This is a genomic window from Streptomyces sp. NPDC046821 (assembly GCF_040645335.1).
Taxonomy (GTDB): domain Bacteria; phylum Actinomycetota; class Actinomycetes; order Streptomycetales; family Streptomycetaceae; genus Streptomyces.
Genome location: NZ_JBEYYB010000009.1, coordinates 216,113 through 240,272 on the forward strand (window position 1 = coordinate 216,113; position 24,160 = coordinate 240,272).

General features: G+C 72.1%; 20 protein-coding genes. 12 read left to right on the forward strand and 8 right to left on the reverse strand.

The window, feature by feature from the left end:
• Positions 1-53: 53 nt before the first annotated feature.
• A complete protein-coding gene (locus ABZ893_RS20115; RefSeq protein ID WP_361405256.1) occupies positions 54-1,007 on the reverse strand; it encodes a DUF1177 domain-containing protein in 954 nt (317 codons plus the stop codon).
• A 135-nt stretch (positions 1,008-1,142) separates the two neighbouring features.
• Here ABZ893_RS20115 and ABZ893_RS20120 point away from each other — a divergent pair, with 135 nt between their 5' ends.
• The gene (locus ABZ893_RS20120) at positions 1,143-1,961 is read left to right on the forward strand and encodes an IclR family transcriptional regulator (protein ID WP_361405259.1); all 819 of its coding nucleotides are present in this window, start codon (positions 1,143-1,145) and stop codon (positions 1,959-1,961) included.
• A gap of 28 nt (positions 1,962-1,989) precedes the next feature.
• Positions 1,990-2,718 carry a dipeptidase PepE gene (gene pepE, locus ABZ893_RS20125; RefSeq protein WP_361405262.1) on the forward strand — a complete coding sequence of 243 codons (729 nt, stop codon included), beginning with the start codon at positions 1,990-1,992 and terminating at the stop codon, positions 2,716-2,718.
• Here pepE and ABZ893_RS20130 read toward each other — a convergent pair.
• Positions 2,681-4,441 (reverse strand): MFS transporter, encoded by a 1,761-nt coding sequence (locus ABZ893_RS20130; protein WP_361405265.1) that lies wholly within the window; start codon positions 4,439-4,441, stop codon positions 2,681-2,683. The genes pepE and ABZ893_RS20130 overlap by 38 nt on opposite strands.
• Positions 4,442-4,672: 231 nt before the next feature.
• Between ABZ893_RS20130 and ABZ893_RS20135 the strand changes: the two genes are divergently transcribed.
• From ABZ893_RS20135 to ABZ893_RS20160, 6 genes are all read left to right on the forward strand, one after another.
• A complete protein-coding gene (locus tag ABZ893_RS20135; RefSeq protein ID WP_361405268.1) occupies positions 4,673-6,859 on the forward strand; it encodes an acyl-CoA dehydrogenase in 2,187 nt (728 codons plus the stop codon).
• Between the two features lie 272 nt (positions 6,860-7,131).
• The gene (locus tag ABZ893_RS20140; RefSeq protein WP_361405271.1) at positions 7,132-8,058 is read left to right on the forward strand and encodes a LysR family transcriptional regulator; all 927 of its coding nucleotides are present in this window, start codon (positions 7,132-7,134) and stop codon (positions 8,056-8,058) included.
• A 190-nt stretch (positions 8,059-8,248) separates the two neighbouring features.
• On the forward strand, positions 8,249-9,502 hold the full coding sequence (locus ABZ893_RS20145) for a CoA transferase (protein WP_361405273.1): 1,254 nt from the start codon (positions 8,249-8,251) through the stop codon (positions 9,500-9,502).
• Positions 9,503-9,504: 2 nt separating this feature from the next.
• Positions 9,505-10,686 carry an acyl-CoA dehydrogenase family protein gene (locus tag ABZ893_RS20150; RefSeq protein WP_361405276.1) on the forward strand — a complete coding sequence of 394 codons (1,182 nt, stop codon included), beginning with the start codon at positions 9,505-9,507 and terminating at the stop codon, positions 10,684-10,686.
• Positions 10,687-10,809: 123 nt separating this feature from the next.
• On the forward strand, positions 10,810-12,003 hold the full coding sequence (locus tag ABZ893_RS20155) for a lipid-transfer protein (RefSeq protein WP_361405279.1): 1,194 nt from the start codon (positions 10,810-10,812) through the stop codon (positions 12,001-12,003).
• Between the two features lie 144 nt (positions 12,004-12,147).
• Entirely contained in the window at positions 12,148-13,590 is a 1,443-nt protein-coding gene (locus ABZ893_RS20160) for a DHA2 family efflux MFS transporter permease subunit (RefSeq protein WP_361405282.1), read from the forward strand.
• Positions 13,591-13,618: 28 nt separating this feature from the next.
• On the opposite strand, the gene ABZ893_RS20165 is transcribed toward ABZ893_RS20160, so the two are convergent.
• From ABZ893_RS20165 to ABZ893_RS20180, 4 genes are all read right to left on the reverse strand, one after another.
• Positions 13,619-14,251: a response regulator transcription factor gene (locus tag ABZ893_RS20165; protein WP_361405783.1), complete on the reverse strand. Its 633-nt coding sequence runs from the start codon at positions 14,249-14,251 to the stop codon at positions 13,619-13,621.
• 236 nt (positions 14,252-14,487) lie between these two features.
• Positions 14,488-15,732 (reverse strand): sensor histidine kinase, encoded by a 1,245-nt coding sequence (locus tag ABZ893_RS20170; protein WP_361405285.1) that lies wholly within the window; start codon positions 15,730-15,732, stop codon positions 14,488-14,490.
• Positions 15,733-15,750: 18 nt separating this feature from the next.
• Complete coding sequence (locus ABZ893_RS20175) at positions 15,751-16,467, reverse strand: ABC transporter permease (protein ID WP_361405287.1); 717 nt, start codon at positions 16,465-16,467, stop codon at positions 15,751-15,753.
• Positions 16,464-17,423: an ABC transporter ATP-binding protein gene (locus tag ABZ893_RS20180; protein WP_361405290.1), complete on the reverse strand. Its 960-nt coding sequence runs from the start codon at positions 17,421-17,423 to the stop codon at positions 16,464-16,466. Before ABZ893_RS20180 ends, ABZ893_RS20175 begins: the two co-directional genes overlap by 4 nt.
• A gap of 322 nt (positions 17,424-17,745) precedes the next feature.
• On the opposite strand from ABZ893_RS20180, the gene ABZ893_RS20185 reads away from it, so the two are divergent.
• The 3 genes from ABZ893_RS20185 to ABZ893_RS20195 are packed head-to-tail and all read left to right on the forward strand — an operon-like array spanning position 17,746 to position 20,682.
• On the forward strand, positions 17,746-18,600 hold the full coding sequence (locus tag ABZ893_RS20185; RefSeq protein ID WP_361405293.1) for a MaoC/PaaZ C-terminal domain-containing protein: 855 nt from the start codon (positions 17,746-17,748) through the stop codon (positions 18,598-18,600).
• A 35-nt stretch (positions 18,601-18,635) separates the two neighbouring features.
• Complete coding sequence (locus ABZ893_RS20190) at positions 18,636-19,712, forward strand: Zn-dependent alcohol dehydrogenase (RefSeq protein ID WP_361405296.1); 1,077 nt, start codon at positions 18,636-18,638, stop codon at positions 19,710-19,712.
• A gap of 16 nt (positions 19,713-19,728) precedes the next feature.
• Entirely contained in the window at positions 19,729-20,682 is a 954-nt protein-coding gene (locus ABZ893_RS20195; RefSeq protein ID WP_361405298.1) for a 3-oxoacyl-ACP reductase, read from the forward strand.
• Positions 20,683-20,760: 78 nt separating this feature from the next.
• Here ABZ893_RS20195 and ABZ893_RS20200 read toward each other — a convergent pair whose 3' ends face one another.
• Entirely contained in the window at positions 20,761-20,919 is a 159-nt protein-coding gene (locus tag ABZ893_RS20200) for a hypothetical protein (RefSeq protein ID WP_361405301.1), read from the reverse strand.
• 46 nt (positions 20,920-20,965) lie between these two features.
• A complete protein-coding gene (locus ABZ893_RS20205; RefSeq protein ID WP_361405304.1) occupies positions 20,966-22,351 on the reverse strand; it encodes a hypothetical protein in 1,386 nt (461 codons plus the stop codon).
• A 234-nt stretch (positions 22,352-22,585) separates the two neighbouring features.
• Here ABZ893_RS20205 and ABZ893_RS20210 point away from each other — a divergent pair, with 234 nt between their 5' ends.
• Positions 22,586-23,635: an iron-siderophore ABC transporter substrate-binding protein gene (locus tag ABZ893_RS20210; RefSeq protein ID WP_361405307.1), complete on the forward strand. Its 1,050-nt coding sequence runs from the start codon at positions 22,586-22,588 to the stop codon at positions 23,633-23,635.
• Positions 23,636-24,160: the final 525 nt, after the last annotated feature.

The following is a 24,160-nucleotide window of genomic DNA, read 5'->3' on the forward strand; positions in this document are numbered from 1 at the left end:
GGGGTGCCCAAGACTGTGCGGGGCGGGGCGGGGCGGCGGGGCGGCAGGGTGCGTCACGGTTTCGACGGGGCGTTGCCCAGGGTCTGTAGGTGGGTCAGGGAGCCGTAGCGGTGGACCAGGGCGTCGAACTCCCTCGCGTCGTGGAAGTTGAGGCGGCCCGCGCCGTATGCCTTGGCCGTTTCGACCGCGAAGCGGGCCGCCGCGGCGATGTCCGTTTCGTGGCTCGCGCCCGTCTGGCAGCCGGGGACCGCTGCGGCCGAGGTGATCGCGAGGCCGACGACCGGGGCGCGGGTCGCCGTGGACGGCTGGAGGATCGAGTTGATGTGGTGTGCCCCGTTGCCGTACGGGGTGATGTCCTGCGTGGTCACGGGGTACGTGACCAGTGGCTCGCCGGTGACGACGGCCAGGAGTTCGCCGAGCTGCTCGCTCACCCGCAGCACCCAGCCCTCCTTGACGGTGGGGGACAGGGCCAGGCCCTTGTGGTTGATGATCCGGTTGCCCTTGGTGGTGTCGATGGAGAGCACGGCCTCCATCTCGCCGGTGACCTCGTGCCGGTTCATCGTGGCGATGTCGACCGGCGAGTCCATGAAGGGGACCGGGTCGTGCGGCGCGGTGGGCGCGTCCGGGCAGATGTGCGTCGCGATGACGACGTCGCCCGGCAGGACGTCGCCCTTGCGGCGCATGTCGAGCAGCTTGGCGGCGGTCGCGAGCGCGGCGGCGGCCCCGTCCGCGTCGGAGACGAGGCCCGTCATCTCGGGCCGGGCGCCGACACCGCCGAGGCGCCCGACCACGCCGAGCGTGCGGGCGCTGCCGCCCCGGCTCCGCCCCTGGGCGCCACGGACGACGACGCGTACGAAGTCGGTCGAGCCGCGCGCGCCCTCCACTGTGGTCACCTCGGCGCCCGAACCCTCCGGGCCTGCGAGCGAGTCCAGGTGGGCGACGACGCGCTTGCCGTCGGCGCGGGGATCGTCCAGAAGATCCAGGACGTCCATGACGTGCTTCAACATGCGGATCCCTCTCACTGCCTCGAAGCCGCTGGTGCTGACAGCAGATTCCGGACCGGCTAGCGTTGTCGGCAACTGTTTCCCGTTATCTGCAATTAGGGTCTGAATGGTGAGATGGACCCCGTAGGAGGTGCCGCGATGAGTGAGATCCCGCTCGACCGGAAGACCCCGGCCGGCGCGCTGCAGACCGTCGACCGGGCCCTGCTCGTGCTGCTCGCCTTCGAGCGGACGCGCCCGGACTGGGGCGTCACCGAGATCGCGGCCGAGTTCGGCTGGGACACCTCGGTCGCGCAGCGCCTGCTGTCCACGCTCGCCGGACGCGGCTTCCTGGTCTCCGACCCGGCCACGCGCCGCTACCGGATGGGCCCCGCCGTCCTCCGGCTCGGCCGCACGTGGGAGCGCTCGGGCTCGCTCGAACTGCTCGCCGCGCCCGTCCTGGAGGAGCTGGGCCGGGCGACCGGAGACACCGTCCTGTTCTGCCTGCCGGACAGCTTCCACATGCGCTGCGTCGCGGCCGTCGAGGGCGAGTCCGGGCCGCTGCGCTACTACCCGCTGGTCGGCGAGCTGTACCCGGCGCACGCCGGAGCCACCAGCAAGTCGTTCTACGCGTTCCTGCCCGACGAGCAGCGCCACCGGCTCTTCCGCGGCCGCCCCATGGCCCGCTTCACCGACCGCACGGTCACCGACCCCGACGAGCTGGAGCGCGAGCTGGTGCGGGTGCGCGCCCAGGGTTACGCCTGGACGGTCGGCGAGTACGACGCCGGGATCGCGACGGTCGCCGTGCCGGTGTTCCTGGGCCGCGAGCCCTACGGAAGCCTGAGCCTCGGCGGTGCCAGGGAGCGCTTCGGTGAGGGGCCCGAGGACCGGCTCGACGCGCTGCGCCAGGCCGCCGGCCTCCTGGAGAAGCGCCTCACACACCCGCCCCAGCGCACCCGCAAGCCGCGCGCCACCCCTTGAATCACACTGAACCCCGAGGAGCCACCCCGTGAATCTCCTGCTGCTCTCCAACTCCACCCAGTACGGCCGCGGTTACCTCGCCCACGCCCTGGACACCGTCACCGGCTTCCTGCCCCCGAAGGCCCGTCTCGCGTTCGTGCCGTACGCCCTCGCCGACCACGACACGTACACGGACCGCGTCCGCAGTGCGCTCGACGGGACCGGGATCTCCGTACGCGGTGTCCACGAGGGCGACGACCCGGTGGCCCAACTCGCGGGCGCCGACGCCGTGTTCATCGGCGGCGGCAACTCCTTCCGGCTGCTGAGCGCGCTCTACCGCACCGGCCTGCGCGACGCCCTGATCAAGGCGGTGGGTGGCGGGCTGCCCTACATGGGCGCGAGCGCCGGCACGAACATGGCCGCGCCCACTCTCCGTACGACCAACGACATGCCCATCGTGCAGCCCCCGTCGTTCGAGGCGCTGGGCCTCGTCCCGTTCCAGATCAACCCGCACTACCTGGACCCGGACCCGGCCTCCACCCACAAGGGCGAGACGCGCGAGGAGCGCCTCGGCGAGTTCCTGGAGGAGAACGACGTGCCGGTGCTCGGCCTGCGCGAGGGCTCCTGGCTGCGCGTGAACGGCGAACGCGCCACGGTCGAGGGCGGGCGTCCTGCCCGCCTCTTCGTCCGTGGCGCGTCCCCGAAGGAGCTGCCGGTGGGTTCCGACGTGTCCGAACTGCTCAGCCGTGAGCCGCGGTTCGACTCTCCGGCGCGCTGAGTTCCAGCGCCAGGTCGACGTCGACCGGGCGGTCCTCGCCGTGGTGCGTCGCGGCCGAGGCGCGCGGGGCGTGTCCGGCGGCGGTCGCGGCGAGGACGTACGAGCCGCCGTCCGGGACCGTGAGGGCGTAGCGGCCCTGGTGGTCGGTGAGCGCGGCGCCCGCCTGGCGGCCGCGCCGGTCGATCAGCGTGACCTTGGCGCGGGCGACGGGCAGGCCCGCCGGGTCGAGCACCCGCCCGCGGAAGGCGGCGAGCAGTTCCTCCGCGCGCTCCAGGACGGCGTCCTCCTCGCTGCTCGCGCGCAGCTGCAGCTTCTCCGCCGACCGCTGCCCCGGCAGGAAGAGGGCGACCAGGACGCCGCCCGCGACCGCCGCGGTGGCGATCAGGAACGCGATCCGGAAGCCGTGCATCGTGGGCAGGGCCACCGGGCCGACGTGGTGCGCGGTGTTGGCGAGGACCATGCCGATCACGGCGCTCGACACCGACGTGCCGATCGAGCGCATCAGGGTGTTCAGGCCGTTGGCCGCGCCCGTCTCGGACGCGTCGACGGCGCCGATGATCAGGGCGGGCAGGGACGAGTACGCGAGGCCGATGCCGGCGCCCACGACCACCGAGATGATGATGGTCTGCCAGGCCGCGTCCATCAGGCCGAGGCCCGCGCCGTAGCCGATCCCGATGATCACCATGCCGATGAGCAGCGTGGTCTTGGGGCCGTACTTCGCCGACAGGCGCGCGTACAAGGGGGCCATCAGCATCATCGCCAGGCCGAGCGGCGCGACGCACAGGCCCGCGACCACCATCGACTGGCCGAGGCCGTAGCCGGTGGCCTTCGGGAGCTGGAGGAGCTGGGGGAGGACCAGCGAGATCGCGTAGAACGCGACGCCGACCATGGCGGAGGCGAGGTTGGTGAGCAGCACCTCGCGGCGGGCGGTGGTGCGCAGGTCCACGAGCGGGGCCTTGACGCGCAGTTCCATCACGCCCCACAGCACGAGCACGACGGCGGCCGCGCCGAACAGGCCGAGCGTCGTCGGGTCGGTCCAGCCCCAGTCGCTGCCCTTGGTGATCGGCAGCAGGAGGAGGACGAGTCCGGCGGACAGGCCGAGCGCGCCGAGAACGTCGAAGGTGCCCTCCGCCTTGACCTGGCTCTCGGGCACGAAGGCGAGGGTCAGCAGGATCGCGACGACGCCGAGGCCCGCCGCGCCGAAGAAGAGGGCGTGCCAGTCGGCGTGCTGGGCGACGAGGGCCGCGCCCGGCAGGGCGAGTCCGCCGCCGACGCCGATGGACGAGCTCATCAGGCCCATCGCGGAGCCGAGCTTCTCGCGCGGCAGCATGTCGCGCATGAGGGCGATGCCGAGGGGGATGGCGCCCATGGCGAAGCCCTGGAGGGCACGGCCGACGATCATGACTATGAGGTCGCTGGTGAATCCGGCGACCAGCGAGCCGACGACCATGACGGCGAGGCTGGCGAGCAGCATCCGGCGCTTGCCGTAGAGGTCGCCGAGGCGGCCCATGATCGGGGTGGAGACGGCGCCCGCGAGGAGGGTCGAGGTCAGGACCCAGGTCGCGTTCGAGGGTGCGGTGCCGAGCAGGACCGGGAGGTCCTTGATCACCGGCACGAGAAGCGTCTGCATCACCGCCACGGTGATGCCGGCGAAGGCGAGTACGGGGACGACTCCGCGTGTGCCGCGTCCCGCGGTCGGCGGCTGTTGGGTCGTCTGCGTCATTGCGTGGGGCCTCCGGAGGCATCGGTGCGGTGGTGCGGGCGGGGGTGCGCGGGCAGGCGGTCCTGCGCGGGTGTGCGCGGGCGCTACGTGGTGGGTGAACCCGTTACCTGGGGCGACTATTCCGACGAGTGTCGTATAAGGGGAACTCTTGACGGTCTTTACCTTTTGATTACACCTCTCGGCCGTCATCTGACCTTCCGTCAGATTGGAACGTGTTCTACCGTGCGCCGCATGGGCATCGCGATCACGCAGGAGCAAGAGGAGTTGGCGGACGCCGTACGCGGCTGGCTCGCGCGGGCCGTACCGCCCGAGGAAGTGCGCAAACTGCTGGACGCCCCCGGCGCCGGCGGCCGCCCAGCCCACTGGGACGGACTCGCCGGCCAGGGCCTGCTCGGCCTCCACCTCCCCGAGGAGTACGGCGGCGGGGGCGGCGACCTCGTGGACCTCGCGGTCGTCCTCGAAGAGGCGGGACGGGCCGCGCTGCCCGGACCCTTCGCGGCCAGCTCCGCCGCATCGCTCGTCCTGCGCCACGCGGGCGCGGCCGAACTCGCCGCGTCGCTCGCGTCCGGCGACCGCATCGGCGCCGTCGCACTCGGCACCGGAACGCTCACCGCCGTCGAAGGCGCCGACGGACTCGTCCTCGACGGAGTGGCGCCGCCCGTCCTCTCCGGCGGAGACGCCGACCTCCTCGTGCTGGCCGCCGAGACCGCGACCGGGACCGCGTGGGTCGCCGTCGACGCCACGACCGACGGCATCGAAGTACGCGTCCACACCAGCGCCGACCCCACCCGCCCCACCGCGGAGATCACCGCCCGCGGAGCCGTGGTCCCGGCCGCCCGGATCCTCGCCGTCGACACGGCCGCCGTACGCGACCTGGCCTCCGTCGTCCTCGCCGCCGACGCCTGCGGAGTCGCGGCGTGGACGCTGCACACGGCGGCCGAGTACGCGAAGGTGCGCGAGCAGTTCGGGCGGCCCATCGGGCAGTTCCAGGGCGTCAAGCACCTGTGCGCGGACATGCTGGTACGGGTCGAACAGGCGCGGGCCCTCGTGTGGGACGCGGCACGGGCGGCCGGTGAGGCGGGTACGGACGAGGGGTCCGCCGACGCGCGCGGCCTGGTCGCCTCCCTCGCCGCCGCGACCGCGCTCGACGCCGCCTACTCCTGCGCCAAGGACTGCATCCAGATCCTCGGCGGCATCGGCTTCACCTGGGAGCACGACGCCCACCTCTACCTGCGGCGCGCCCTCCTCGCGCGCCAGCTGCTCGGCGCGGGCGACGGCCACCGGCTGCGGGCCGTACGGCTCGCGGAGGGCGGGGCGCGCCGCGAACTGCGCCTCGAACTGCCCGCGGAGGCCGAGGAGTTCAGGGCGGGGGCCCGCGAGGCCATCGCGGAGGTGCAGGGGCTCGACCCGGCCGCCGCGCGCCGCGCCCTCGTCCCCACCGGATACGCGGCGCCCCACCTCCCCGAGCCGTACGGCCTCGGCGCGGGCCCGGTCCAGCAGCTCGCCGTGCAGCAGGAACTCACGGCCGCGGGCGTCAAGGTCAAGGACCTCGGCATCGCGACCTGGGTCATCCCCTCGCTCCTCGCCTTCGGCACCGAGGAGCAGCGGGACCGCTATCTGCTGCCCACGCTGCGCGGCGACCTCCTGTGGTGCCAGCTGTTCTCCGAGCCGGGAGCCGGCTCCGACCTCGCGTCCCTGCGCACGAAGGCGGAGCGCACCGAGGACGGGCGCTGGCGCGTCAACGGGCAGAAGGTGTGGACGAGCGCGGCGCAGTGGGCCGACCACGGCATCCTGCTCGCCCGCACCAACCCGGACGCCCCCAAGCACAAGGGGCTCACCTACTTCATCGTCGACATGAAGCGGACCGAGGGCATCGACGTACGCCCCCTGAAGGAGATCACCGGGGACGCGCTCTTCAACGAGGTGTACTTCGACGACGTGATCCTCCCCGCCGACGCCGTGGTGGGCCAGGTGGACGACGGGTGGCGCGTCGCGCGGAACACGCTCGGCAACGAGCGGGTCCACATGGCCGACCAGATGACGTTCGACACCGGTCTGGAGGCGCTCATCGCCAAAGCGGGGTCCCTCGACGGGGCGTACCGGGCGCGCGTGGGCGCGCTTGCGGCGGAGGCGCACGCGCTGGGCTGCATCGGGCTGCGCACGACTATGCGGCAAGTGGCTGGCGCCGAGCCGGGTCCTGGTGCGTCGGTACGGAAGCTGGTGCAGACGCCGCACCAGCAGAAGGTTGCTGAGCTCACGCTGGAGCTGCTTGGCCCTGAGGGGGCGCTTCGGGAGGGTGTGTCGGAGCGGGCGTTGCATGGGTTCCTGATGTCGCGTTGCCTGACGATTGCCGGTGGCACGACGCAGGTACAGCTCAATGTGGTGGCGGAGCGGATTCTGGGGTTGCCTCGGGATTAGGTGGCCGGGTGCGGGTTCGTGGGGGCTGGTCGCGCAGTTCCCCGCGCCCCTTAATGGGGGCGTTCCCGCGTACGGTCACTGCGGGTGGGTGGGGGCTTGGCGCGCAGTTCCCCGCGCCCCTTACGGGCGCGTGGTCATCGGGGAAATGCGGCGCGCAGCGCCTGCATTTCAGGGGCGCGGGGAACTGCGCGACCAGCCCCCGCGGCCCGCAGACGACAACGCCCCCCGCAGAATCCCCGCACCCCTCACGGGGCGCCCCGTATCGTCACCGCGTGGAGCTACGACACCTCTCAGGATTCGTCGCCGTCGCAGAGGAACTGCACTTCGGGCGCGCAGCGGAACGCCTGCACATCGCTCAGTCACCCCTCAGCCAGCAGATCAAGCTGCTCGAGCGCGATCTGGGCGTGAAGCTGTTCGAGCGGACCACCCGGACCGTGCGGCTCACCGCCGCCGGGCACGCGCTGCTCGGGCCCGCGCGGCACCTGCTCGCCGAGGCGTCGGCCGTCCGCAGAACCGTGCGGGCCGCCCACCTCGGCGAGGTCGGCCGCGTCACCGTCGGCTTCGCCGGCGCCAGCAGCTACTCCGCCCTGCCCCTGCTCACCCGGGCCGTGAACTCCGAACTCCCCGGGATCGAGCTGGTGTTGGAGGGGCAGATGTACACCGGCGAGGCGCTCGGGAAGATCGCCGACGGGTCCCTCGACGTGGGCTTCGTCGCGCTGCCCGTGCGGCGCGGGATCACCGCACGCGTCGTACGGATGGAGCGCCTCGTGCTCGCGATGCCCGACAGTCATCCCCTCGCGCTTCAGGACGAGGTCCACTTCTCGGAGCTGGCGCACGAGCGGTTCGTGACGTTCCCGCTGGCCCGTGGCTCGGCCGTGCGGGAGGCCATGGTGCAGGCCTGTCACGACGCCGGGTTCGCTCCCCGGATCGCGCAGGAGGCGCCGGACTCGTACAACCTGCTGGCCCTCGTCGGCGCGGGCGTGGGGCTCGCCGTCGTCGTGGACTCCGCGCGGGCGATCCACCTGGAACACGTCGTCTTCCGCCCGCTCGCCGGGGCCGACATGCCGGTGCTTCCCATCGCGCTCGGCTGGCGCACCGGGGACCGGTCGGCGCCGCTCCAGGCGGTGCTGCGGGTGGCGGAGGACGTGCTGCCCACACCCCCGGACGCTCCCGACGCCGGCCATGACGTCACGTACTGACGGCCATGACGTCACCTACTGAGACGGATGACGTCTGACTGGAGCCGGTTATTGGTCTTGGACACCTCCTAATGGGCGGGTGCAGAGTGATCCACGGCTCGCGGCCCGCCCCGTGCGGCCCTGGACCACCTGACCGAACCGGCCGACGGTGGACGTAAGCCGTTCACCCCGGTGAAGGAGCCCGCCGCACATGCCCGACCAGCACACGCCCGAGCAGAACATGCCCGACCGGCACATGCCCGAGCAGCCCGGCCCCGCCGCACCGCTGGCCGGAATGAAGGTCGTGGACCTGTCCAAGATCCTCGCCGGGCCCTACGTCACCATGTCCCTCGCCGACCTGGGCGCCGACGTCATCAAGGTCGAGCACCCCGACGGCGGCGACCCGACGCGCAACTGGGGCCCGCCCTTCAACGGCCCCGACGCCACCTACTACCTGGCCGCCAACCGCAACAAGCGCTCCGTCACCCTCGACCTCAAGTCTCCCGAGGGGCAGGAGGCTGTGCACCGGATGCTCGCCGACGCGGACGTCATGGTGGAGAACTTCCGGCCCGGCAGCTCGCTCGCCCGCGTCTTCGACTACCGCGCCCTCAGCGAGCGTTACCCGCGCCTGGTCCTGCTGCACATCTCCGCGTTCGGCGACACGGGCCCCCTGCGCGACGAGCCCGGCTACGACATGGTCGCCCAGGCTTCCGCCGGCCTGATGTCCCTCACCGGCGAACCCGACGGACCGCCCGTCAAGGCCGGCTACCCGATGGGCGACCTGGGTGCCGCGCTCTTCGGCCTCGTCGGCGTCACCTCCGCCCTCGTCGAACGCGAACGCACCGGCCGCGGCCAGTACGTCACGACCTCCCTCTACGAGTCGCAGCTCGCCCTGCACATCAACTGGGCCACCGGCTACTTCGCCACCGGCGAGCGCCCCACCCGCCTCGGCTCGGGCCACCCGAGCCTCGTCCCGTACCAGGCCTACCCGGCGTCCGACGGGCACTTCGTCATCGCGGTCGGCAGCGACGGACTCTTCCGCCGCCTCGCCGGCGCCCTCGGCCACCCGGAGTGGGCCGACGACCCGCGCTTCGCCACCAACCGCGCCCGCGTGACGAACCGGACCGCCCTCAACGCCAAGCTGGAGTCCGTCCTCGTCGACGAACCGGTCACGCACTGGACCGCCCTGCTCAAGGAACGCGGCGTCCCCGTCGCCGCCATCCGCAGCCTTGACGAGGTGTACGACTGCCCGCAGACCGAGGCGCTCGGCATGGTCCAGAAGGTCGACCACCCGGACGTCGGCCCCCTCCAGCAGGTCGCGTTCCCCGTCACCTTCAGAGGTGAGCGCCCCGCCGTACGCACCGCACCACCCACCCTCGGCCTGCACAGCCGGGACATACTCGCCGGACTCGGCTACGACGAAGCCGGGATCGACCGGCTGCTCAACCACCCTCAAGGAGCCTGACCATGGCGTTCGCCGCCCTCGACCCCGTCGACCCGCTGAACCTCGAAGCCCTCTTCACCGACGAGGAGCGGGCCGTGCGCGACACGGTCCGCCAGTACCTCGACGACAAGGTCGAGCCGCACATCGCCGAGTGGTTCGAGAGCGGCGAGCTGCCCACGCTGCGTGAACTCGCCCGCGAATTCGGCAAGATGGGCCTGTTCGGGATGCACCTCCAGGGCTACGGGTGCGCCGGGATGTCGGCCCGCGCGTACGGCATCGCCTGCCGTGAGCTGGAGGCCACGGACTCGGGTCTGCGTTCCTTCGTGTCCGTCCAGGGCTCGCTCGCCATGTTCGCGATCCACCGCTTCGGCTCCGAGGAGCAGAAGCAGGAGTGGCTGCCGCGCATGGCGGCCGGCGAGGCCATCGGCTGCTTCGGCCTGACCGAGCCCGACCACGGCTCCGACCCGGCGTCCATGACGACCCGCGCGCGCCGTGATGGTGACGACTGGATCCTCGACGGCCGCAAGATGTGGATCACGAACGGCTCGGTCGCGGCCGTCGCCGTCGTCTGGGCGCAGACCGAGGACGGCGTCCGCGGCTTCGTCGTCCCGACCGACACCCCCGGCTTCTCGGCGCCCCTCATCAAGCACAAGATGTCACTCCGGGCGAGCGTGACCAGCGAGCTGGTCCTCGACGGCGTACGGCTCCCCGCCTCCGCCCAGCTCCCCGAGGCGCGTGGCGTGGGCGCCCCGCTGACCTGCCTGAACGAGGCGCGCTACGGCATCGTGTGGGGCGTCACCGGCGCCGCGCGCTCGGCCTGGCAGTCGGCGCGTGAATACGCCCTCCAGCGCGAGCAGTTCGGCAAGCCGATCGCCGCGTTCCAGCTCACGCAGCAGAAGCTCGTCGACATGGCGCTCGAACTCCACAAGGCCACGCTGACGGCCCTGCACCTGTCGGCGCTGAAGGACTCGCCCGCCGGTGTCCACCCGGCGCAGATCAGCTTCGGCAAGCTGAACAACGTACGCGAGGCCATCGAGATCTGCCGCACCGCGCGCACGATCCTCGGCGCCAACGGCATCTCGCTCGAATACCCGGTGATCCGGCACGCCAACAACCTGGAGTCCGTGCTGACGTACGAGGGCACGACCGAGATGCACACGCTCGCGCTCGGCCAGGCGCTCACGGGTCACGCGGCGTTCCGCTAGGAGCCAGGGCCGCTAGGAACCAGGGGGAACTCCGGGTAACCCCTCCCGGGGAGACCCTTCCATCGGCAGCCTGCTCCTGCCAGTATCTGACGACTCGTCAGATACTGGCAGGAGGCCGTTTCCATGGGCAAGGCGTACATCGTCGGCGTCGGGATGACCAAGTTCGAGAAGCCCGAGAGCCGCGACTGGCAGTACTGGGACATGGTCAAGGAGGCCGGGACCAAGGCCCTCGACGACGCGGGCATCGCGTACGAGGACGTCGAACAGGTCCCCGTCGGCTACTGCTTCCAGCCCTCGACCGCCGGCCAGCGCGCCGTATACGAGCTAGGCCTGACCGGCGTCCCCGTCTACAACGTCAACAACAACTGCGCGACCGGGTCGAGCGCCCTGATGATGGCCCGCCAGTTCGTCGAGGGCGGTCTCAACGACTGCGTCCTCGCGCTCGGCTTCGAGAAGATGCAGCGCGGCGCGCTCGGCGGCGGCGCCGACGGAGGCGACTTCAAGACCTCGCCCGTCGCCCGCCACTACGGGATCATGGCCGCCAAGCACGGCTTCGAGATGAGCCCGCCCACCGCCCAGATCTTCGGCGACGCGGCCCGTGAGCACATGGAGAAGTACGGCACCACCGAGGCGCAGCTCGCCGCCGTCGGCGCCAAGAACCACCGCCACTCCGTGAACAACCCGTACGCCCAGTTCCAGGACGCGTACACCGTTGAGGAGGTCCTCGCCGCCAAGACGATCCACTCGCCGCTCACCAAGCTCCAGTGCTCGCCCACCTCGGACGGCGCGGCGGCGGCCGTGGTCGTCTCCGAGCGGTTCGTCGAGCGCCACGACCTGGGCGACAAGGCCGTGGAGATCGCCGCGCAGGCGATGACCACCGACACGGGGGAGTCCTTCGCGTCCGGCTCCTGCATCGACGTCGTCGGACAGCCCATGTCGCGCGCCGCCGGCGAACTCGTCTTCCAGTCGTCCGGGCTCGGCATCGAGGACGTCGACGTGATCGAGCTGCACGACTGCTTCTCGATCAACGAACTCCTCACCTACGAGGCGCTCGGCATGTGCGGGCCCGGAGAGTCCGGCAAGCTCGTCGAGGACGGCGCGACGACCTACGGCGGCCGCTGGGTCGTGAACCCGTCCGGCGGCCTCATCTCCAAGGGCCACCCGCTCGGCGCCACGGGCATCGCCCAGGCCGCCGAACTCACCTGGCAGCTGCGCGGCGAGGCCGGGGCCCGCCAGGTCGCGGGTGCCCGCGTCGGCCTCGCCCACAACATCGGCCTCGGCGGCGCGGCCGTGGTCACCATGCTGCGGCGGTCGTAGCACCGGCGGCACGCGGCTGGCGCCGGCGGCCGGGGGCCCGTGGTCCTAGGACCACGGGCCCGGACACCGGTGCGTCCTAGGACCACAGACCCGGGTACTGGTGCGGCGAACGCCGCATGTACGGACCGCCCGGGGCCTGAGACCATGACACTCATGCTCGAAGCCCCCACCGAAACCGTCGTAGCCCCCAAGGCCGCACCGTCCACCTGGCTGGTCGTGGCCGCCGCCTGCGCCGGACAGTTCCTCGTCGTACTCGACGTCTCCGTGGTCAACGTGGCCCTGCCCTCCGTACGCGCAGACCTGGGGCTCTCCGCCTCCGGGCTGCAATGGGTGGTCAACGCCTACACCATCGCGTTCGCCGGGTTCATGCTGCTCGGCGGCCGGGCCGGCGACCTGTTCGGGCGCAAGAAGATGTTCCTCCTGGGCCTCGGCCTCTTCACGCTCGCCTCCCTCGTGGGCGGGCTGGCGCAGGAGGGCTGGCAGCTCCTCGCCGGACGCGCCGTCCAGGGGCTCGGCGCCGCCGTCCTCGCGCCGTCGACGCTCACCATCCTGACGTCCTCGGTCCCCGAGGGCCCGGCCCGCGCCCGCGCCATCGCCACCTGGACCGCGGTCGGCGCCGGCGGCGGCGCGGTCGGCGGCCTGGTCGGCGGCGTGCTCACCCAGGGCCTCGACTGGCGCTGGGTGCTCCTCATCAACGTTCCCCTCGGCGCCGTCGTGATCGCGGCCGCCGCCCGGCACATCAAGGAGTCCAGGGCGGGCGGCGACCGGCGCCTCGACCTGCCGGGCGCGCTGCTCGTCACCGCGGGCACCGCGACCCTCGCCTACGCCGTCGTGCAGACCGAGGCCCGGGGCTGGGGCGCCGCCGCGACCCTCGTGCCGCTCGGCGTCGCCCTCGCGCTCATCGCCGTGTTCCTCGTCGTCGAGGCGCGCACCCGGCAGCCGCTCATGCCGCTCGGCCTGTTCCGCGCCCGCCCGGTCGCCGCCGCCAACGCGGCGATGTTCGTGTGCGGCATGGGCAGCTTCAACATGTGGTTCTTCATGACCCTGTACGCGCAGAACGTCCTCGGCTACACCCCCGTCGAGGCCGGCTTCTCCCTCGTCCCCAGCTCGCTCGCCGTCGTCACCGGCTCCAAGGTCGCGCCGCGCCTGATGCGCCGCGTCGGCGCGCGCAACGTCGCCGTCCTCGGCGTCCTCGTCATGGCCGCCGGATTCGCCGCCCAGTCGACGATGATGTCCGCGCACGGCGACTACGTCACCTCGATCATGCTGCCGGGCCTCGCGATGATGGCGGGCGGCGGGCTCTCGATGACCTCGCTCGCCTCGCTCGCCACGACGGGGGCCGCCCCCGGGGACGCCGGACTCGTGTCCGGGCTCGTCAACACCTCACGCACGCTGGGCGGTTCGCTGGGGCTCGCGATCCTCTCCACGGTGGCGGCGACGCGGTCCGCCGGGGGTACGGGGGCCGAGGACCTCACCCGGGGTTACTCGGCGGCGTTCCTCACGGGAGCGGGGGCGCTGCTCGTGGGGGTACTGCTTCTGCTTACGTGGATGCCGCGCGCCGGAAAATCAAGCCGCTCCGGCATTTGAGGTGCGCGGGCCGAGGCGTAGGACGGACTCAGAGCCACCCCTGTTGCCGGGCCTCCCGCACCGCCTCCATACGGTTCCGCGTACCGGTCTTGCCGATGGCCGACGACAGATAGTTCCGCACCGTCGACTCCGACAGGTGCAGCCTGGCCGCGATGTCGGAGACGGTCGCACCGTCCACCGACGCGTTCAGGACGTCGCACTCGCGGGCCGTCAGCGGGTTCGGGCCCGCGCTCAGCGCCGCCGCGGCGAGCACCGGATCGATGACGGTCTCGCCGCGCAGCGCCCGCCGTACCGCGTCCGCGAGGTCCTCCACCGGGCCGTCCTTCACCAGGAAACCGGCCGCGCCCGCCTCCATCGCCCGGCGCAGATAGCCCGGCCTGCCGAACGTCGTCAGAATCAGCACCCGGCAGTCCGGGCACTCCTCGCGCAGGTCCTCCGCCGCGTCCAGACCGCTGCGGCCCGGCAACTCGATGTCGAGGAGCGCCACGTCCGGCCGCTTCTCCAGCGCCGCCGCCACGATCGCGTCACCGGTCGCGACCTGCGAGACGACCTCGATGTCCTCCTCCAGACCGAGCAGCAGCGCGAGCGCGCCCCGCATCATGCCCTGGTCCTCGGCGAGGAGCACACGGACGGACTTCGCGGGCCGGTGATCCTCAGGCATCTCGTTCACGCGCTCAGCGTAGAGCGGGACCCGCGCGGGGGCGCGCCGGACGAGTGGCTTGACGCCTGTACCTGATCGGGCGTCACCGGGCGCGTTCCGGGGGACGCGTCCCGTCCGGTTCCGTACCGCCCGGCAGTACGGGCAGTTCGGCCGCGACGGTGAACCCGCGGGCTGCGGCCCCCGCTTCCGGGCGGCGCGCCGGGCCGGGTGGTCCCACGCGCGCGCCTGACCCGGTGTCACCCGGCGCGTTCCCGTTCCCGCACCCCGTCCGGTTCCGTGCCGCCCGGCAGTACGGGCAGTTCCGCCGTGACGGTGAAGCCGCGGGTCGCGGGGCCCGTCACCAGGGAGCCGCCGGCCGAGCCCAGGCGTTCGGTCAGGCCCTTGAGGCCCGTGCCGCCGACGCCCGGCCGCGGTGGCTCGGCGGCGGCGCCGCGGCCGTTGTCGTGCACCCTCAGCCGTACGCGTTCCGGGCCGCCGTCCACCGAGATCTCGCAGCGCGCCGCCCCGCTGTGCCGCACCACGTTCGTGACCGCCTCCCGCACCACCCAGCCGAGCAGCGCCTCCGTCTGCGCGGCCAGCGGCGGTCCCGACTGACGTACGACCGGCTCGATCCCGGCCGCCGTGAGCGCCGAGCGGGCCCGGTCGAGTTCCGTGGCGAGGCTGCCCTCCCGGTAGCCGGTGACGGCCTCGCGGATCTCGGTGAGCGCCTGCCGGCCCACGGACTCGATGTCGGCGACCTGCGCGAGCGCCGCGTCGAGATCGCGGTGCGCGAGCCGCCGGGCCGCCTCCGACTTCACGACGATCACGGACATCGTGTGCCCGAGCAGGTCGTGCAGGTCGCGCGAGAAACGCAGCCGCTCCTGCTCCACCGCGCGGTGCGCCAACTCCTCGCGGGCGGCGCGCAGTTCACGTACCGCCTCGGACAGCGAGAGGATCGCCGCGGTCACCATCGTGGACAGGAACGTGCCGTACGCGATGTTGAGCGCGTCCCAGCCCTCCTTGAGACCGGCGACGGCCCCGGCGACCGCGGCCAGACCGATACCGACCTGGCCCAGACGGCGGCCCCGGACGACCGCGCCCGCCGCGAGGCCGAGCAGCGGGAAGAACATCAGCCAGCTGCCGCCGTACGCGAGGGCGAGCCCGCACGTGAGCAGGCCCATCGCGATCAGCGCGATGCGCGTGTACGGGGCCTCGCGCCGCCTCTTGTCGAAGGCCTGGAACACGACCGAGACGTAGAGGCTGTTGAAGACGAGCAGGCCGATGCCGCCGATCCAGGGGTTGGGCGTCCTGCCCTGGAGGAGGTTCGAGAAGGCGCCGAGCCCCATCAGGAGCCAGGGCAGCAGGGCGAATCCGCTCGGCGGCGGGCCCATTTCCTCCCGGGTCCCGCCCGCCTCGCGCCGGGCCCGGCACTCCGCCTTCCGCTCCTGGCGGGCATCCCGCAGCTCGGCCGTCCGGCGGGTGACTCGGCGCATCCACGACATGACTCTCCCGCTCCCCGTTCAGGCGGTCCGCGCGGACCTGCGGTACGACACCACAGCGTACGAACCGAAGGCCAGCAGCCAGGCGACGAGCACGGCGACCGCGCCGAGCCCCGGCGCGTGCCCGTCGGCGACGGCCGTCCCGAGCTGCGCGAACCGGTTCGTCGGCGTGTACGACGACACGGACCGCAGCCAGCCGGGGAAGAGCGTCACCGGGAACCACAGGCCGCCCAGGACCGCGAGCCCCAGGTTGCACACCATGTTCGCGACGCCCGTGGTCTGCGCTGTCAGCCGGTAGCCGTTGCCGAGCCCGAGCAGCGTGAACGGGATCGAGCCCAGCCACAGCAGTACGGCGATGGCCGCCCACTGCCACACGGCCAGGCGCACCCCGTTGACCAGCCCTCCGGCAAGCAGCACCGCCGCGATCGCCGGCAGCACCGTCACGGACCCCGTCAGCGCCCGGCCCGTCACCACCTGGCGCGGCGTCATCGGCGTGACCCGCAGCTGCCGCAGCCACCCGATCGTCTTGTCCTCGGCGACCCCGCCGCCGGTGTTCAGGGCCGAACCCACCGCGCCGTACGCGGCCATGCCGACCATGGAGGCCGTCTTCCACGCCGGGTCGTTCGCGCCCAGGTTGGTGAACAGCAGGTACATCATCACCGGCATCCCGACACCGAAGATCACGAACCCGGTGTCGCGCAGGGTCCTGCGCACTTCGAGCTTCAGGTAGTCGATCATCGAACCGTCTCCAGATCCGTGTCGGAAGCGCCGGTCGTACTGGGGATGCCAGGCGCGTCCGATGCTCCGGTCAGCGCCATGAACGCGTCGTCGAGCGAGGCCGGGGCGACCTCCAGGCCGCGGATCGCGCCCAGCTCCGCGAGCGCGATCACCGTCGCGTCCGAGTCGTCGCTGCGCAGCCGGGCCCGGTCCCCGCGCACCTCCACCGACGTCACCCCGGGCAGCAGCGAAAGCCCCTCCGTGCCGCGCCCCGCCAGGTCGAACGCGACGAGGCTGCCGCCCGCGGCCCGCTTCAGCTCGTCGCCGGTGCCGTTGGCGACGATCCGGCCGTGGTCGATGACCACGATCCGGTCGGCGTTCGCGTCGGCCTCCTCCAGGTAGTGCGTGGAGAACAGCACCGTGTGACCGCGCCCGGCATACGCCCGCATCGACGTCCAGAACGCGTGCCGCGCCTCCACGTCCAGGGCGGCCGTCGGCTCGTCGAGCACGAGCAGATCCGGGTTGCCGGCCAGCGCCACCGCGAACCGCACGCGCTGCGTCTGGCCCCCGGACAGCTTGTCCACGCGCCGCCCGGCGAGTTCCTCGATCCCGGCGAGCGCGAGCGCGTCGGCGACCGGCATCGGCGCGGGGTAGCGGCCGGCCACGAAGGCGACCAGCTCCCGCACGGTGACCCGGGGGACCGCGCGGCCCTCCTGGAGCATCGCGCCGACCCGCCCGGCGCGCACACTCTGCGCCACGGACGCACCGAACAGTGAGACCGAACCCTCGTCGGGCTCGTCCAGGCCGAGCAGCAGGGAGATCGTGGAGGACTTGCCCGCGCCGTTGCGCCCGAGCAGGGCGACGGTCTCACCGCGCCGGATCTCCAGATCGACCCCGTCCACGGCGCGCACCGCGCCGAACGTCTTGACCGCCCCCGTGAAGGACACCGCCACGGGCGTCCCGTCTGTCTTCGTCATGCCGCAGACACTACGGAGCGGGCCCGGTGCGGCGGCAGAGGAATGTGTACGGAGCCGGCCGGTACAAATGTCACTGCCGCCCGCTCCACAGGCATGAGAACTCGCACCCGAGAACTCGTACAAGTGAATCTGACATCCCGTCAGGAGTCTTCCCAACTGCCGTGGTCTTGGCTATACATGGGGTCGCCGGACTGGAACGCGTTCTAGAACGGGGGCGCCTCGCGCGTCCCTCGTGTTCCGCCCGGCCCTGCAACGACCTCGGTGCGACCGACGGTGCGGACGGCCGCACCGAGGTCTTCCCCGCACAAGGAGTCTGTGTCTGATGCCGATCGACGCCGCCAAGGCCGTAGCCGCCGAACCCCGGTCCGCCGAGATCACCTGGGACCACAAGGACATCCAGCTCTACCACCTGGGACTCGGAGCGGGCATCCCCGCCACGGACCCCGACGAGCTGCGCTACACGCTGGAGTCGAAGCTCCACGTCCTGCCCAGCTTCGCCACCGTCGCGGGCGCCGGAAAGGGCGTCGTCGGCGGACTCTCCTCACCCGGCATCGACATCAACCTCGCCCACGTACTGCACGGCGGCCAGACCGTCGAGCTGCACCGCCCGATCCCCGTCAAGGGCCAGGCCACCTCCACCTCGCGCATCGCCGCCGTCTACGACAAGGGCAAGGCCGCCATTCTGGTCCTGCGCACCGAAGTCGCCGACGCCGACGGCCCGTTGTGGACCGCCGACGCCCAGATCTTCGTACGGGGAGAGGGCGGCTTCGGCGGCGACCGCGGGCCCTCCACCCGCCTCGAAGCACCCACCGGCGAACCCGACAGGACCGTCGACCGCGTCATCCGCGAGGACCAGGCGCTCCTGTACCGGCTCTCCGGCGACTGGAACCCCCTGCACGCCGACCCGGAGTTCGCCAAGCTCGCCGGCTTCGACAAGCCCATCCTGCACGGCCTCTGCTCGTACGGCATGACGCTCAAGGCCGTCGTCGACACGCTCCTCGACGGCGACGTGTCCCGCGTGAAGTCGTACACGACCCGCTTCGCGGGCGTCGTGTACCCGGGCGAGACCCTGCGCATCCGCATGTGGCAGACGGAGGGCCGGATCCAGGTCACGGTCACCGCCGTCGAGCGAGACGAGGCCACCGTCCTCGCCGACACCATCGTCGAACACGCCTGATTCTTCCGGACCCTTCGCGAGAGGAGCCGCACGCCATGCGCGCAGCCGTACTGCACGAGATAGGCCAGGACAAGCTCGAAGTCCTCGACGACGTCGAGGCGGTGGGCTTCGGACCCGGCAAGGTCAGGATCCGGATCCGGGCCACCGGCCTGTGCCACTCCGACGTGTCCGCGATGAACGGCGTGCTGCCCCAGCCCGCCCCCTTCGTCCCGGGCCACGAGGGCGCCGGCGAGATCCTCGACGTCGGCGACGGCGTCACCCACGTCAAGCCGGGCGACCGCGTCCTCGTGTGCTGGCTGCCCGCGTGCGGCGCCTGTCCCTCCTGTAAGCGCGGCCAGACCCAGCTCTGTCTCTCCGGGTTCATGAACGCCGGCACCCCCAACTTCAAGCGCCCCGGCGGCGACGTCTTCGGCTTCGCCGGCACCGGCACCTTCGCCGAGGAGGTCGTCGTCGACGCGGGCTGCGCCGTGCCCATCCCCGACGACGTGCCCTTCGACATCGCCGCCCTCATCGGCTGCGGCGTCACCACCGGCCTCGGCGCCGCCATCAACACCGCCGACGTGGCGGCCGGCGCGTCCGTCGCCGTCATCGGCTGCGGCGGCGTCGGCATCTCCGCCATCCAGGGCGCCCGCCTCAAGGGTGCGGCCCAGATCATCGCCGTAGACCCGGTGGAGTCCCGCCGCGAGGCCGCCCTCAGGTTCGGTGCCACCGAAGCCGTCGCCCCCGACGCCCTCGCCGACGCCAAGCAGCGCGTCACCGCGGGCGAGGGCTTCGACTACGTCTTCGAGGTCGTCGGCAAGTCCGCGACGGCCCGCACCGCCTACGAGACGACCCGGCGCGGCGGCACCCTGTGCGTCGTCGGCGCGGGCGCCCTCGACGACTTCTTCCAGGTCAACATGTTCGAGCTCTTCTTCGACGAGAAGAAGATCCTGCCGTCCATGTACGGCGGCGGCGACGTCCTCACGTCGTACCAGCGGGCCATCGCCCTGTGGCGCGCCGGCCGCATCGACCTGGAGAGCCTGATCACGCACCGCGTGCAGCTCGCGGACATCAACGAAGCCCTTGACCAGATGCGCACGGGCGCCGCGCTGCGCACCTGCATCGAACTCTGAGAGGACCTCGACCCCCATGGCACTGCCAGAGTCACTGCCCCTGCACGGCCTGTCGGCGATTGTCACCGGAGCGGGCCGCGGCCTCGGCCGCGCGGAGGCGCTCGAACTCGCCCGGCTCGGCGCGAGCGTCGTCGTGAACGACTTCGGGCAGCCGGGCCGCGACGGCTCGGGAAGCGCGGACGCCACCCCGGCCGAGGCGGTCGCCGCCGAGATCCGGGCCGCGGGCGGCCAGGCCGTCGCCCACCTCGGCGACGTCGCCGACCACGAACAGGCCGCAGCGCTAGTCCAGTTGGCCGTCGACACCTACGGCAAGCTCGACATCCTCGTCAACAACGCGGGCATCCTGCGCGACCGCATGATCTTCTCGATGAGCGAGGACGAGTGGGACTCGGTCATCCGCGTCCACCTCAAGGGGCACTTCAACACGACCCACTTCGCGTCCGTCCACTGGCGCGCCCGCTCCAAGGAGGCGGGCGGCCCGGTCTACGGCCGCATCATCAACACATCCTCCGAGGCGTTCCTCGCCGGCTCGGCGGGCCAGCCCAACTACGCGGCGGCCAAGGGCGGCATCGTCGGCCTGACCACGTCCACGGCGCTGGCGCTCGGCAAGTACGGGGTGACGTCGAACGTCATCTGCCCGCGCGCCCGTACCCGGATGACCGAGGACGTCTTCGCCGGTTTCCAGGAGCCGGGCGAGGGCGAGCTCGACGCGCTGGCACCCGAGCACGTCGCCCCGCTCGTCGGCTACCTCGCCTCCCCGGCGGCGGCCAACGTGAACGGACAGCTGCTCGTCGTGCACGGCGGCATCGTCGCGATCGTCGAACGCCCCAAGGTCTCGGCCAAGTTCGACACCGCGAAGGACGCGTTCTCCTACGAGGAGCTGGACTCGCTGCTCACGCCGCACTACGCGGACCGGCCGCCGAACGAGACGTTCGCGGCGGCGGAGGTCCTGGGGCTGAAGCACGCGTGACGGGGCTTGCTGTGAAGTATCTGTGACCCATGGCAAAGGGCCCGGAACCAAGTGGTTCCGGGCCCTTCGTCATGCCGTTCAGCCCTGCTCGGACTGGACCCTGCGGTGCCGCCCGCGCGGCGCCGCGTTGTCGTCACGCGAGGACGTCCCGCCGCGGTGCCGGCCGGGTCCGGCGGAACGGTCCGCCGACTCCCTGGACTCCGCCGTGGTCGCGTTCGCGTTGATCGTCTCGGCCATCGGAAACTCACCCCGTAACAAGATCCTTCGAAACAGCCGGGAGAGTCTAACCGGCGGGCGCGGCCGATGTCCCGGCGGTTGTCGCGCGTCGCCTGAGTCCCGCGAGAGGCGCCTGCTGGAGCGGCACCGGACGGAGCGCGGCGGGCGGCTCGGGCGGGGCCGGTGCTACGGGTTCGGGCACCGACGTGCGGGCGACACCGCACGGTACGGAGGCTGTGGAGTACGGGAGTTGCAGCTCACCGTCGCGCGTCCACAGGCCTGCGCCCGCCAACCAGCCCTGCGGGGCGGCGACTTGATGCAGGTGACCCTCCGAGGGTCGCCACAGGCCGAGCCAGGTGCCGGCCGGGCCGTCGATCCGCAGCGCCACCGCACAGCTCTCCGGCATCAGCGTCTGCCCCGGCTGGATCGCGAACGGCGTGACCGTGCAGTCGGCCAGGCGCAGCGACTCCGGGAAGCGTACGGGCAGTGTGGAGCCCAACACGCCCCAGCCGAGCCGGGGTTGGCCGGGTGACGGCGCGTCCGAACTGATCAGCAGCAGCCCGCTGTCGGGATCGGCGAGCAGCAGCCGGTCGGCGCTGCCCTCCGCGATCTGCAGCAGCGGCGTCACCTCGCCGCCCCGCTCCAGATCCACCGCGACCGTCCTGACGGGACCACCATCGAGCGACCGGTCGAGCGCCAGCATCCGGCCCACCCGGTCCAGCCAGACTCCTCCGGAGCAGTGCCCCGGGATCTCGGCCGCGCGCTCGGGACCGAACGCCCCGCCCGCGACCCGCCACAGCGTCGTCGACCGCTCGCCGACGGCCACGGCGTAGGCGCAGCGGCCGTCCGGCGCCGGGGGAAGGAGCGTCAACTCCCCGCATTCCACGGTCCCGAGGGGTACTTCGCCGGTGCCGGGGCCCGTCGGATACAGCAGCGAGAAGGCGTGCCGTCCGTCGATCACGCGCCGGATGAGCACCCGGCCGTCGCCCATCGGGGCCACCTCGGTCCCGGGCTCCTCCGGCTGGTTGCCGGGCAGCGGCACGGCGTACGGCTCGGGCCCGTCCAGCGTCCAGCGCTCCGGGAACCAGGACGTCCCGTCGCACGCGAGGCGCGCGGCGTAGGCACCGTCGGCGGTGAGGACGCAGGCGGGGCGGGGGGTGGGGGAGTCGCCGGCCGCTGCGGCCGGCGGGTTGAGGGGCTTGGGTGGGTGAGGGGTACTCGGAGCCTGAGGGCCGTCAGCGCCTTGCGAGTTGCTTACGCCTTCTTCTCTGCCGCTCTGTACGTCTACTTCTGTTACTTCTGTGGGGCTGGGGGCCGTTCCGGGTTCTGGGGCGGGCCCTTCCTCTTGAGTCAGGTCCGGGTCCGGGGCCTCCCCGTTCGCCGGGGCCTGTCCGCCGTCCGGGCCCGGTCCGTTCGCCGGCTTCGTCGTGGGCTCTGTAGCCAAGGCCGTCATCGGGATCACTCACCTCCGGTTCGTCCGACCGAAGCTAGTTTTCGCACGCGCTGCCGTGGCACTCGCGGCCCAGGCTTCACACCAAAGGGTGGCCATGTCCGTATCTGCCTGAAAGGCGAGGGTCGGATGTGCTGGCGTACCCGTAGAGATCTGATGTTAGGTTTGCCTAACCAAACCTCATGTGCATGACGTGGCCTCGGCTCGGCGTGCCCGAAGTCCGGAGCGGGAGCCCTCATGTCCCTTCGTCCTCGTACGCGCGGCACCGCCGCCGTAGCCCTCGCCGTGGCCGGCGCGCTGTCGCTCGCGGCGTGCGGAGGCTCGTCCACAGGTGCGGGGAAGTCGGACAACGGCACCGGCTCCAAGGCTGTGGCCCAGGGCGGCGAGGACTTCGCCAAGGCGGCGGACCGGACCGCGAAGATGGGTACGACGGCCAAGGCGGGCCAGTTCCCGCGCACCGTCGAGCACGCCATGGGCAAGACGGAGATCAAGGCCGAGCCGAAGCGGGTCGTCGTCCTCGACGTCGGCGAACTCGACAACGTCGCCTCGCTCGGCGTGAAGCCCGTCGGCTACGCCCCCACCGAGGGCAACGAGGACATCCCGTCGTACCTGAAGAAGACGGCGGGCACCCCCAAGAACGTAGGAACGATCAACTCCCTCAACCTGGAGGCGATCGCGAACCTGCACCCCGACCTGATCCTCGGCAGCGAACTGCGCGCCGCCAAGCTCTACCCGCAGCTCTCCAAGATCGCCCCGACGGTGTTCTCCATCCGCCCCGGCTTCACGTGGAAGGAGAACTACCTCCTCAACGCGTCGGCGCTCGACCGGACCGACCGGGCCGAGGCGAACCTCGCCGCGTACGAGAAGAACGTGAAGCAGCTCGGCGCCGAGGTGAAGAAGGCCCACGGCGGCAAGGCCCCGACCGTGACGATGCTCCGCTACATGCCGGACCGCATCCGCCTCTACGCGAAGGCCTCCTTCATCGGCACGATCCTCGACGACGCCGGCATCCCGCGCCCCGAGAACCAGCAGATCCAGGACCTGGCCACGGAGATCAGCCCGGAGAAGATCGACCAGGCCGACGCCGACTGGATCTTCACCGGTGTCTACGGCGACGCCAAGAAGACGGAGCGCTCCACCGCCGAGGGCAACCCGCTGTGGGAGAAGCTCGGCGCCGTGAAGACCGGACAGGCCAAGAACGTCCCGGACGAGACCTGGTACCTGGGCCTCGGCGTCACTGCGGCGAACTCGGTCGTCGACGACCTGCGGGGCTATCTCGCCAAGTAGCGGTCACCCGGCGCCCGGCAACGGCACCGGCACCGGCGGTGAAGCGGGCTTCTGCCAGGAGCGGGGCGGGGGTGAGTCACGGCCTGCTGAGTGCAGGGAGGGAGCGAGCCACCACCCGGCGAGCACGGGCAGGGAGTGAGTCACGGCCCGCCGAGCGCAGGTGGGGGGCGATTTACCGCCCGCGCCCGCAGGGCGGGAGAAGTCGCCACCTCACGAGCGCGTGCAGGGGAGCGAGCCACTGACTGCACGGCGAGCGCGGGCACGGAGCGAGTCACGGCCCGCTGTGCGCACGCGGCGCGAGTCACCGCCCGGCGAGCGCAGGGCGGGAGAAGTCACCGCCCCACGGGCACAGGCAGGGGATCAAGTCGCCCCCACGAGTGCAGGCAGGGAGCGAGTCACCGCCCGGCTGGCGCAGGGCAGGAGAAGCCACCGCCCCACGAGCGCAGGCAAGGGAGCGAGCCCCCCCCACGAGCCCAGGCAGGGGAGAGGCCCACCGCCCGGCGAGTGCAGGGCGGGAGAAGTCAC